The 11,665-nt window shown below is 28.5% G+C and carries 9 protein-coding genes; 3 read left to right on the top strand and 6 right to left on the bottom strand.

From position 1 onward, the window contains the following. Positions 1 to 83 precede the first annotated feature (83 nt). Positions 84 to 2,090 (top strand): acyltransferase family protein, encoded by a 2,007-nt coding sequence (locus tag KO488_RS05670; RefSeq protein WP_216057826.1) that lies wholly within the window; start codon positions 84 to 86, stop codon positions 2,088 to 2,090. A 24-nt stretch (positions 2,091 to 2,114) separates the two neighbouring features. Here KO488_RS05670 and KO488_RS05665 read toward each other — a convergent pair whose 3' ends face one another. From KO488_RS05665 to ispG, 6 genes are all read right to left on the bottom strand, one after another. Further along, positions 2,115 to 2,603, bottom strand: a complete 489-nt coding sequence (locus KO488_RS05665) for an acyltransferase (protein WP_216057825.1) — start codon at positions 2,601 to 2,603, stop codon at positions 2,115 to 2,117. Further along, complete coding sequence (locus KO488_RS05660; protein WP_216057824.1) at positions 2,596 to 3,816, bottom strand: ABC transporter ATP-binding protein; 1,221 nt, start codon at positions 3,814 to 3,816, stop codon at positions 2,596 to 2,598. The genes KO488_RS05665 and KO488_RS05660 overlap by 8 nt, the downstream gene beginning before the upstream one ends. Continuing rightward, the gene (locus tag KO488_RS05655; RefSeq protein ID WP_228319034.1) at positions 3,816 to 4,589 is read right to left on the bottom strand and encodes an ABC transporter permease; all 774 of its coding nucleotides are present in this window, start codon (positions 4,587 to 4,589) and stop codon (positions 3,816 to 3,818) included. Before KO488_RS05655 ends, KO488_RS05660 begins: the two co-directional genes overlap by 1 nt. Positions 4,590 to 4,593: 4 nt before the next feature. Continuing rightward, on the bottom strand, positions 4,594 to 5,964 hold the full coding sequence (locus KO488_RS05650; protein WP_216057823.1) for a mannose-1-phosphate guanylyltransferase/mannose-6-phosphate isomerase: 1,371 nt from the start codon (positions 5,962 to 5,964) through the stop codon (positions 4,594 to 4,596). A gap of 93 nt (positions 5,965 to 6,057) precedes the next feature. After that, complete coding sequence (dnaB, locus tag KO488_RS05645; RefSeq protein ID WP_216057822.1) at positions 6,058 to 8,145, bottom strand: replicative DNA helicase; 2,088 nt, start codon at positions 8,143 to 8,145, stop codon at positions 6,058 to 6,060. Further along, on the bottom strand, positions 8,146 to 9,207 hold the full coding sequence (gene ispG, locus KO488_RS05640) for a flavodoxin-dependent (E)-4-hydroxy-3-methylbut-2-enyl-diphosphate synthase (RefSeq protein WP_216057821.1): 1,062 nt from the start codon (positions 9,205 to 9,207) through the stop codon (positions 8,146 to 8,148). A gap of 104 nt (positions 9,208 to 9,311) precedes the next feature. On the opposite strand from ispG, the gene KO488_RS05635 reads away from it, so the two are divergent. Both KO488_RS05635 and lysS read left to right on the top strand, forming a co-directional pair. Then, positions 9,312 to 10,106 (top strand): CvpA family protein, encoded by a 795-nt coding sequence (locus KO488_RS05635; RefSeq protein WP_216057820.1) that lies wholly within the window; start codon positions 9,312 to 9,314, stop codon positions 10,104 to 10,106. Positions 10,107 to 10,116: 10 nt separating this feature from the next. Next, positions 10,117 to 11,643, top strand: a complete 1,527-nt coding sequence (gene lysS / locus KO488_RS05630; RefSeq protein ID WP_216057819.1) for a lysine--tRNA ligase — start codon at positions 10,117 to 10,119, stop codon at positions 11,641 to 11,643. Positions 11,644 to 11,665: the final 22 nt, after the last annotated feature.

The raw sequence follows: 11,665 nt of genomic DNA, 5'->3' as shown, positions 1-11,665 counted from the left end.
TACTCAATATTTTATGTCCATTTTTTAAAGATTATAATGATACACTTCTGGTTTTAATAATGTTTTTAATGGATAATATAATAATGAATAATAATAATAATTCTAATAACTTTTCTTATATTGCAGGAATTGATAGTTTACGTGCTTTTGCAGTTTTATCAGTAATGATATTTCACCTTGATGCATCTTTTTTAGGTGGTGGATTTTCAGGGGTTGATGTTTTTTTTGTAATATCAGGATATGTTGTTAGTAGCTCTTTATATAAAGCTTACAAATCAAATTTTAAAGAACTTATTCTAAATTTTTATGCAAGAAGAATATTGAGAATTTTACCTCCATTGGTAATAATGCTTCTTGTTTTTAGTATTTTAAGTACATTATTCATTCCTAATTCATGGTTAAGTCAAACAAATAGTGAAACTGCATTAGCTGCTTTTTTTGGATATAGTAATTTTGCTCTTATTTGGTTTACGGATGGATACTTTTCTCCTAGAGTAGAATTTAATCCATTTTTACATACTTGGAGCTTAGGAGTTGAAGAACAATTCTATGTTTTCTTTCCACTTTTATTTTTCATTTGGATTAAATATAAAGAGCATCCTAGAGTAGGTATAGTTGCAAATTGGTTATTAGCTTCACTATTTGTATTTTCTTTAATCTTTGCTTGGTATGAGACACCTCTTCATTCGGATAGAGCTTTTTATTTATTACCTAGTAGATTTTGGGAATTAGCTGCAGGAGCATTACTTTTTAAACTACACTTACATAAAAATTTCCTCGCTAACTCTTGCTTAAAATCAAATATCTATATGGCGATAGGTTTAATTTTAATGTTTTCTGGATTCATTTTCTCAGATAAAGGTTCTTTTCCTTTTCCTTGGGCATTACTTAGTGTAAGTGGAACCTTGTTTTTAATTGCAGGAATAGCTAGAAGAGCAGAGAATAAATCCTTTTTGCAAAAAATATTTGAAAATAAAAAACTTGCTTATACTGGTAAAATATCATATTCCTTATATTTATGGCATTGGCCAATTTATGCTTTATTTAGATGGACAATTGGATTAGAATCTCTTTTTCAAATGACATTAGCAGTTTTCTTAACTGTTTTATTCGCAATATTATCTTATCATTTTATTGAACTTCCTATAAGAAAAAACAAATTTATTCTTAGTAAGCCACATTGGATAATCATATCAAGTGGAATACTAATAGTTATTGCCTCTTATTTTCTTTCTAAAACTATTTTTACATCGCAATCTAAAATGAATCTTAGTGTTACAAAAGAAAAAGAAATCTGGTATCCTCATAGATATGCAGCGCCTCTTGATTTAAAAAATAATGAAAAACTAAAAGGCAAAAAACTATTTGTTGTTGGTGACTCACATGCTGGAGCATATAGTACTATGTTAGGACTATTATCTTATGAATATGGAATTGAGATTCATCCACTTTCTACTGGTGGTTGTCCAATTGCAAACTTAATTGTTCCAGGAACAGCTATAAGTGAAGCTTGTACTCGAAATATGAATATAATGTTAGAAGAAATTGAGAAATTAGCAAGTGTTGGCGATACTGTTTTTTTAGCATCATTAAGAATGAATCGTTTAGCTGATCAATGGAAAAGTTTTGAACTTTCAGATCCAATCTCACGGCAATTAACTCCTAGCGCTATTAATAATAGAAAGCTTGCCTTAGAAGAAACAAGAACTATTCTGCAAAGATTAAAAGAAAAATCATTAGATATAATAATTGATGCACCTAAACCTGTATTTAAATCACCTGCTTTTCGTTGTTCAGATTGGTTTAACTCATCAAATCCTATTTGTAAAGATGGGCTAACAATTGATCGTAAATTTCTTATAAATTATCGGCAACCTGTTATGGATTCTCTTAGTATATTATCGAAGGAATTCCCACAACTAGTTATTTGGGATCCTTTTGTAACTTTATGTCCAACAAGTACATGTTCAGCTATGGATAATAATAATCCACTTTTCTTTGATGGGGACCATTTAAGTGCTTATGGAAATAAAATACTTTATCCTTCATTTAAAAGAATCATTGAAGATATAAAAGGTATAGAAAAGTAAAAGGGCAAAAAAACAAGAGAGAAATTAAGAAAAAAACTTTTTAATAAAATTCTTTACCTTCTCAAATATAGAAGTTTTTTTATGTATATATCGAATAAACTTTGCAGGGTTTCCTGCAAAAATTGCATTATCTGGAATATCTTTTGTTACGACACTTCCTGCTGCAACAACAGCATTTTTTCCAATTGTAACACCACCTAATATAATAGCTCCACTTGAAACCCAAGCTCCTTGTTTTATATATATTGGTTTTTCTGTAATGGCCTGCTGTCTAGCTTCATCGATTAAAGTATAATCATGACCTCTTGCTAATAACTTTACTCCATGTCCAAAAAAGACATAATCTTCAATAGTAATTCTGCCTAGATCATTTCCTGCGTTTATTAAGGTATCTACTAAATAAATATTTGAACCTAAATAAATATTTTCATGTCCTGTAAATACTCTAAATTCTTTTTCAAAATAAATATTCTGACCTTTGTTTGAAATAAGTTCAAAATCCTTGTTAATCATTAAGTTTTTCCATTTTTGATATTTTAGGATATAACTTATTTATACCAGTAAATAGACTACCTTTTATTCCAGCAATCTCAAAATTAGTACCATGGTCTAACCAATGAAGACAGCAATCTAAATGATTTTCACCAACTGCCAATGCTGTACTAATAGTATACTTACCAATACCTATATTTAAATCTAAATTAAAAGTGATTTTATACTTAGAGTTATTAATTAATTGATATTCAAAGCCTTCATTCTTACTAGTTGTACCAAAAATATCTTGACCATACCTATCTTTTATTAGTATTCCAATATTTACATTTTCAATATCAGTATTTGATTTCATTTCTATTGTAATATTTGCATTTTCACCAGAGCTTATTACTGCTGAATTAGATTCACTTCCTGAGATTTCAATTTTCAAAATCTCCACATCAAAAGTACCAAAAGAGTTACTATTTTGCTCATCACTAATAACAATTTTATCTTCATCTTCATTTAGTTTAGCAATAAGAAAGTTATATTTATTTATAACATCTTCAGGGGTTCCTTCTCTTACTACTTCTCCATGGTTTAGCAAAATTACCCTATCACAAAGAATTTTTAATGAATTTAAATCATGAGATACATAAATAATACTCATATTCTCTTCTTTTCTCTTCTTCAGCGCTTTTGTACATTTAGCTGAAAAATGAGCGTCTCCAACTGATAAAGCTTCATCAACAATAAGAATTTTAGGTTCGGAGAAAAGTGCAATGGAAAATGCTAAACGCATACTCATACCTGATGAATATGTCATAATTGGTTCGTAAATATAATCACCCAACTCACTAAATGCAATAATCTCATCACATTTACTTTTGCACTCTTCTTCGGACATACCAATAAGTGTTCCATTTAAAAAAATATTTTCATAGCCAGTTAACTCTTGATTAAAACCTGTTCCTAATTCCAAAAGAGCTGTAACTCTACCATGTCTAATTATCTCTCCGCTAGTGGGTTCAACTACTCCTGCTATTTGCTTAAGAAGAGTAGATTTACCAGCACCATTAGTACCTATAATTCCTAATGTTTCACCAACAAATAAATCAAAAGTAATATTGTTGTTAGAAATAAATTCTTTATGATATTTATTTTTAAAGAAAACTTCTTTTAATCTATCCAAATTTGATTTATATATTTTATATATTTTTGTTATATTTTTTATCTCTAATATTTTATTCATTAAATGATATCCTTAATTGTAGGAATCATTTTTTTATATAAGTATCCTGCAATAATAAGTGTTGAAAAAGTAAGAATAGATATCGATATTAAAGAATCATAAGAAGGAGCTTTTGATAATAAAAATATATCTTGATATATTTTAACAAAATAATAAAATGGATTATATATCAATAGTGCAGGATATTTATTCTCTATCATCTCACTTAAATATATGATAGGCGTCATCCAAAACCATAATTGAATGATGATAGGAATTGCTTCTTTTAAGTCTTTAAAAAATGGAGTGAATAAAGAAATAATTACTCCAATAGAAAAAGCAAATAGTACTTGCAAAATCATTACAGGAATCATCCACAAAAAAGTTAAAGTTATAGGCTGATCAACTAAAAATAAAAAAACTAAACTTAAAGTAATTGAAATGATAAATAAAAATAATTCTGTAAGTAAAATACTTAATTGAAAGGTATACATAGGTACTGCAATTTTTTTTATTAAATTTGACTTTTCAGAAAAAGAATTATTTAATCTCATAATTATAGTACTAAAAGTTGTCCATGCCAATAATCCTGGAACTAAATAAATACTATATGCATAACTATTATCAATAATATTTAATTTCATTTTCATAAAATCTGAAAAAATAACAGTATATATAAAAATTGTAATTATTGGAGAAAGTATATACCAAAATTGACCTAAACTTGTTCCTACATATCTTTCTTTAAAATCTCTTTTCGCAAAGCTAAAAGCTAATATAATATTGTTTTTCAATTAGTTATTCTCTTTCAAAATCATCTTCAATTCTCAAAATATCATCTTCACCTGTATATTCACCAACTTGCGCTTCAATTAAAATTACAGGTATTTTACCTTCATTTTCCAATCTATGAATCTCACCCATTTTAATATAAGTAGATTCATTAGGTCTAACTAATCTTCGCTCTTCACCTACAGTTACAGTAGCTGTTCCAGAAACTACTATCCAGTGTTCATTTCTATGAAAGTGTTTTTGTAAAGATAATCTTTTCCCAGGTTTAACTTCAATTCTTTTAATTTTGTATCCTGGAGTATCTTCTAGAATTGTATAAGTTCCCCAAGGTCTATGAGCTGTTAAATGAATATTATGAAGCTCGGTATCTCTTCCCTTTAATTCCTTAACAATATCTTTTATTTTTTGAGAACTACCTTTTTTTGTAATTAATAAAGCATCAGGAGTATCTACAATAGTTAAATCATCTATATCAGCTAAGGTAATCATTCTATCACTAGTATGAATAAAGTTATTTTTTGAATTAATAGTAATTATATTATCATCAATTGAATTACCATTTTCGTCTTTTTCAAACTCTTGTGATAATGCATCAAAAGAACCTAAATCGTTCCAAGAAATATCTGAATAAACAACTTTTACTTTTTTACTTTGTTCCATAACTGCATAGTCAATACTATCTTCTGGAATTAAATCCATATCTTGATGTGAAATTCTTATTAAATCTGATTTTTTTGTATTTGAAATAGCATTTAATGATGTTTCATAGATTTTTGGTGAATATTTTTTTAATTCATCTAAAAAAACACCTGCCTTAAAACAAAACATTCCCGAATTCCAATAATAATTACCTTTTTCTAAGTATTCAAGTGCTGTTTTTAAATCAGGTTTTTCTTTAAAAGAAAGAACATCTAGTCCTTTTGCTTCAATATATCCATATCCTGTTTCAGGGGATTCTGGCTTTATTCCAAAAGTCACTATATGATCTTTTTCTGCTAATTCTTTAGCTTGAATTAGTACTTTCTTATATTCACTCTCATTTTTAATCAAATGATCTGAAGGTGAAACTAAAACTATTTCATCATAATCTAATGTCATACAAGCAAGTGCAATTGCAGGTGCAGTATTTTTTGCTATTGGTTCAAGTAAATACTTTACATTGTTACATTTTAATTCTTCTAATTGGTCTAAAGCTAAAAAATATTGATCTGTATTAGAAATAATGTATTGTTCTTTACATAAGTCTTTATTTCTTCCAACAGTTAATTGGAAAAGTGACTTATTATCAAATAACTTAACAAATTGCTTAGGCATTAAAGACCTACTAATAGGCCATAACCTAGTTCCATTTCCGCCACATAAAATCATATTTACCATGCTAATTCCTATCAAATTTTATAATTATTACTATTATTATTTAGTATAATTTAAATTATGATGATAGCAAAAAATGATTTAATAACTGCTTATTTATAGTATATCAGGCATATCCATATTTGTTTCTCTTTCAATATCTGCAACATTTTCAAATATGATTTCTACAGGTGTTGAAGAGTTCATATCGTTTTCTTTATCAACAAATCTTGTAAGTGCTTTTTGAAAATCAAGTTTAACAGTTCCAATAGGTCCATTTCTTTGTTTTCCTATTATTATTTCTGCTTCTTCTACTGGTTTGTTTACAAATGAGGATTTGTATTCTTCACCTTTGTCTTTTGCTTCTTTTTCTTTTCTTGCTTCATCTCTTTCTTTATAAACATCATCTCTATAAACAAACATAATAATATCCGCATCCTGCTCAATTGCTCCAGATTCTCTTAAATCTGAAAGCATTGGACGTTTATCAGGTCTACTTTCAACTCCCCTATTTAACTGTGATAAAGCAATGATTGGAATTTTCATCTCACGCGCAAGCATTTTTAACCCTCTTGAGATCTCTGATACTTCTTGATGTCTATCTTTTCCACCTGTACCTTGCATTAGTTGAAGGTAATCGATGATTACTAGTGAGATATTATTATCTTCATTTTGTGCTAATTTTCGAACACGTGCACGAAGTTGATTAATATTTATACTTCCACCATCATCTACAAATAATTTTTTAGTATTTAAATCTTCAAAAGCACCACTTAGTTGGCTCCATTCATTATCATTCATATCACCTTTTCTAAGATTTTGTAAAGGGATTGAAGTTTTTGCAGCTAACATTCTTAGCATTAGTTGTTCTGCGGGCATTTCAAGAGAGAAAAAGATTACACCTTTTTGCGCTTCTACATTTTTTAAAGCCATATTAAGTACAAGTGCAGTGTTATGAGTAACTGTCATATCTTCTAGTAAAAACAGCTTATTTCCATCAATTTCAAAACCATAGTAATCATCTACTATATCTTTTTCAATTTTGATTTCTGTTAAATTTATCTCTAGTTTAAGTTTTGATACATATAATTTTTTATTTTCAAAATATGTTAAATAACCTAAAGAGTTAGCTAGAAATTTTATTTTTTCTATTTCTTCTAAATTTTCATCAAAAATAAAATAATCATTTTCTACAGTTGAATTTTTATCAATAAAAAAATTTAATTCTTCTTCTCTTTTTAAAACTGATAAATTTTCATTTTCAAATTCAACAGAAACTTTATATCCCTTATAGTTATTTTTGAACTTATCACTTTTTTCCAAGTATTCTTTTACATTTATATTTAAAATATCACCATTTTTATGTAGACCTTCTGTTCGGCTTCTTTTTAGAGATAAAATATGAGATTCATTTACTCTATAATCTATTGCTTTATTTTGACGTACCCAGTACATCTGTTCTCTTCCTCTAGCTATTGATAATACTTTTCTAGAAGTTGAATCATCTCCCATAAGTTTATCGCCACTTTTTATATCTTCAACTGCTTTTAAAGAACCGTCAAACATTAAGACTTTTGTACCACGTGCTAGACATTTTCCCATAGCTGGTCTAGCAGCAATAATAATCAAATCCCCTTCATTAAATCCAGTTGTTTTTCTATCAAGATCTTCAAAACCTGTTGTTTCGCCAATTAAATGTTTATTTCCAAGTTTCTTCATTTTCTCGATATATGAAAGAGTATCACCTGTGATTTCTTGCATATTTTTTAGCTCAGAAGTTGCCGAATCTGTTGAGATTTTATATAATTCCCCTTGAACTGTATCAAGGGCATCATTTCCACTTACTTCTTCTTCAAGTGCTACTTTTTTAATAGTAGTTGCAAGTGTAGCTAATTCTCTTTTTACTGAGCCGTCTTTAATTTCTTTTACATATGCAAGAGTATTTGTAATTGGATTTGCTGATAAAATTTCAATTAAAATAGAATCATCAACATCTTTTGCGTTTATTCTTTTTCTTATAAACTCTTCATCAATTGGCATATCGTCATTATGAAGTTTAATCATTACATCAAATATTTTTTGATGTGCAGGCAAATAGAAATCTTTTGCTTTTAAAACACCTAAAACATCTTCTAATTCTTCAGGATTAAAAAGTATTGAACTTAATACTGCTCTTTCTATATTTATACTATAAACGCTATCCATTTATTTTCTTTTCTCTGCTTCTACTTCCACTTCTTCAAGAAATCTATTAATCAAAGCATCCCCAGATAGTTTTGCGATAATCTCACCTTTTTTCATAACAAGACCCGAACCTTTTCCAAATGCAATTGCAACATCAGCAGATTTTGCTTCTCCGATTGCATTTACAACACATCCCATTACGGAAACATCAAGTGATGCTTTTATATGTTTTGTTCTTTTTTCAACCTCTGCAACTGCGTGAACTAAATCAGCTTCAATTCTTCCACACGTAGGACAAGAGATAATATTTAAACCCTCTTTTGTGATTCCAACATCTTTTAAAATTGCCTTACCTACTTCAATCTCTTTTTCTAATTCTCCTGTCATTGAAACTCTTAAAGTATCACCAATACCATCTAAAAGTAAAGAACCTAAAGCAATTGAAGATTTAACTGTAGAGTGAAATTGTGTCCCAGCTTCTGTAACTCCTAAATGAAAGGCATAATTATTCATAGGTCTTAAAGTTCTATAAGCTTCGACTGTTCTTTGAACATCACTTGCTTTTAAAGATACTTTTATATCAGTAAAACCTAAGTCTTCAAGATATTTTATATTGTAATCAGCACTAGCAACCATTCCTTCTGCTGTTTGTCCATACCTATCTTCAAACTGTTTTTCTAAAGATCCTGAATTTACTCCAATTCTAATTGGAAGATTTCTCTCTTGACAAGCACGTACTACTTCTTGTACTCTTTTTTTATCTCCAATATTTCCTGGATTAATCCTAATACAATCTACAACTTCTGCAGCAATTAATGCAAGTTTGTAGTGAAAATGAATATCAGCAACAATTGGTAAATCCACTTGTTTTTTTATCTCTTTTAAAGCTAAAGCAGCTTCTTTATTTGGCACTGCTAATCTTACTATATCAGCGCCTGCAAAGTGTAAAGCTCGAATTTGCTCAACAGTAGCTTCAACATCTGTTGTTTTTGTGAAGCACATTGACTGTACAGGAATTGGGGCATCACCACCAACTGGTACATTTCCTACGAATATTTGTTTTGTTGGGTATCTTTTTATCATGAAGAGATTTTATCTAAAAAAGTTTAAATTAAAGTCAAAAGTTTTTTTAAAGTTTAATTTTGAAAACATTAGATACAATAGCGCATATTATGTAAAGGAAATCTATGCAAGAGTTTACTATTTTTGATATGGTAATACTAGGTATTACTCTAGTTTTAGGACTAAAAGGCTTATTTAGAGGCTTAATAAAAGAAGTTTTCGGAATTGTTGGGATTATTGGTGCAATATTCGTAGCATCACGTGCAGCAAGTGAAATTGGTAATTTAATAGCTCCGTTTTTAGCGTTAGAAAATGAAACTACAATTAAATTAATCGGCTTTATTATTGCTTTAATTGGTTTTTGGATTATTATCTATGTACTTGGAGTAATTGTTAGTAAAATATTCTCTGCAAGTGGATTAGGAGTATTTGATAGAATTTTTGGATTTGTATTTGGAGCAGCTAAAGTATTTTTAATATTTTCAGTTATTGCATATGCTTTATATCAAGTTGAATCTTTTAAAAAAGCTATTGATAACAAAACAGCAGGTTCTGTTGTAATGCCACATTTAATAAGTACAGGTTCTTATATTATTAAACTTGATACTTCATCAATCACTTCAAATATTGAAAAAACAGTTGATACTGTTGTAGATACTGCAAAAGAAGCTACAACATCTAAGGATTCACAAGAGGAATCAGCTATTGAAGAAATGGGAAAAACTATAGAAGATACTAAAAAAGATATTACTCAAGGTGTACAAAGTACAATTGATGATGTTAAAAAATCTGTTGAAGATGAAGTAGTTAAAAAAGTAGAAGAAACAATTTCAAATACTACAGATGCAACAGAAGAACAAATCAACACTGTAAAAGAAAAGTTACAAAGCATAGTAAATAAATCAGAAGAAAATAAATAAGGAATTTTTATTGTTCGAAAATAAATATATACAACAAAGAATAGAAAAAGCTGAAAAATTAAGAGAAATAGGTATAAATCCTTACTCAAATGAAAGCTCAAGAAATACGACAATTGGTAAATTTCTAAATGTAAATAGTGATATTTTTCAATTAGAAGATAAAAGAGATGAAAAAAGAAACTATACAGTTGCAGGGAGAATTAAATTCTTTAGACTTATGGGAAAAGCATCTTTTCTAAAGATTGAAGATGAATCAGGAGTATTACAAATATATGTAAGTAGAGATAATCTTCCTGAAGGTTTTTATAATGAGATTTTTAAGAAAACTGTTGAAGTTGGTGATATTATTGAAATCTCTGGATATCCATTTGTAACAGGTAAAGGTGAATTATCACTTCATGTTGATGGTTTAAAAATATTAACAAAATCAATTTCTCCACTTCCTGAAAAATATCATGGTATTCAAGATAAAGAACTTAGATATAGACAAAGATATTTAGATTTAATCATGAATAGTGAAGTTCGAAAAACTTTTCATATAAGATCTAAAGTTATATCATTAACTAGAAGATTCTTTGAAGATAAAGGTTTCTTAGAAGTAGAAACTCCTATGATGCACCCAATTGCAGGTGGAGCAAATGCTAAACCATTTACAACTCATCATAATGCTTTAGGTGTTGATAGATTCTTAAGAATTGCACCTGAATTATATTTAAAAAGATGTATTGTTGGTGGATTTGAAGCAGTATTTGAAATTAATAGATGTTTTAGAAATGAAGGTATGGATGCAACACATAATCCAGAATTCACATCAATTGAATTTTACTGGGCTTATAAAACATATAAAGATTTAATTGCTTTAACAAAAGAGTATTTTGAATATTTATTTGAACATTTAGATTTACCAACGATATTACCTTATGGAGATTTAGAAATTAATTTCGCAAACTTTAGTGAAATTCCATTAATTGAATCTTTAACAAGTATTGGTGGTGTTCCAGCTGATGTTACGGAAGATAAAGAAAAAATTATTGCTTATTTAAAAGCTGCAAATGTAGATGTAAATGAAAAAATGAATTTAGGACAATTACAAGGTGAATTATTTGACGAATATGTTGAAGATAAACTAATAGACCCTACTTTTATTACAGAATATCCAGTAGAAATTTCTCCACTTGCAAGAAGAAATGATGAAAAATCTCATTTAACTGACAGATTTGAATTATTTATTGCTGGAAAAGAAATAGCAAATGCATTCTCAGAACTTAATGACCCAATTGATCAATTAAAAAGATTTGAAGGCCAAATGGAAGCAAAAGAATCAGGTGGTGATGATGAAGCACATGAAATGGATGAAGATTTCGTAAATGCATTATCTTATGGAATGGCTCCATGTGCAGGTCAAGGTATCGGAATGGATAGATTAGTAATGATGCTTACAAATGAGCACTCAATTAGAGATGTATTACTTTTTCCAGCTATGAAACCAGTTAAACAAGAAATTAATCTTCACGAAGATAGTGAAGAAGATAAATAAGGAAAACCATGAACTATATATC

The organism is Poseidonibacter lekithochrous (assembly GCF_018861145.1).
Taxonomy (GTDB): Bacteria; Campylobacterota; Campylobacteria; order Campylobacterales; family Arcobacteraceae; genus Poseidonibacter; species Poseidonibacter lekithochrous_A.
The sequence above is the reverse complement of the archived record's forward strand: the minus strand, read 5'-3'. Positions and strand labels throughout refer to the sequence as shown.

Bases quoted from the DNA above. Each gene is read 5' to 3' on its own strand.
- KO488_RS05670 (WP_216057826.1), top strand. From the start codon at position 84: ATGAATAATAATAATAATTCTAATAACTTTTCTTATATTGCAGGAATT.
- KO488_RS05665 (WP_216057825.1), bottom strand. From the start codon at position 2,603: ATGATTAACAAGGATTTTGAACTTATTTCAAACAAAGGTCAGAATATT.
- KO488_RS05660 (WP_216057824.1), bottom strand. From the start codon at position 3,816: ATGAATAAAATATTAGAGATAAAAAATATAACAAAAATATATAAAATA.
- KO488_RS05650 (WP_216057823.1), bottom strand. From the start codon at position 5,964: ATGGTAAATATGATTTTATGTGGCGGAAATGGAACTAGGTTATGGCCT.
- dnaB (WP_216057822.1), bottom strand. From the start codon at position 8,145: ATGGATAGCGTTTATAGTATAAATATAGAAAGAGCAGTATTAAGTTCA.
- ispG (WP_216057821.1), bottom strand. From the start codon at position 9,207: ATGATAAAAAGATACCCAACAAAACAAATATTCGTAGGAAATGTACCA.
- KO488_RS05635 (WP_216057820.1), top strand. From the start codon at position 9,312: ATGCAAGAGTTTACTATTTTTGATATGGTAATACTAGGTATTACTCTA.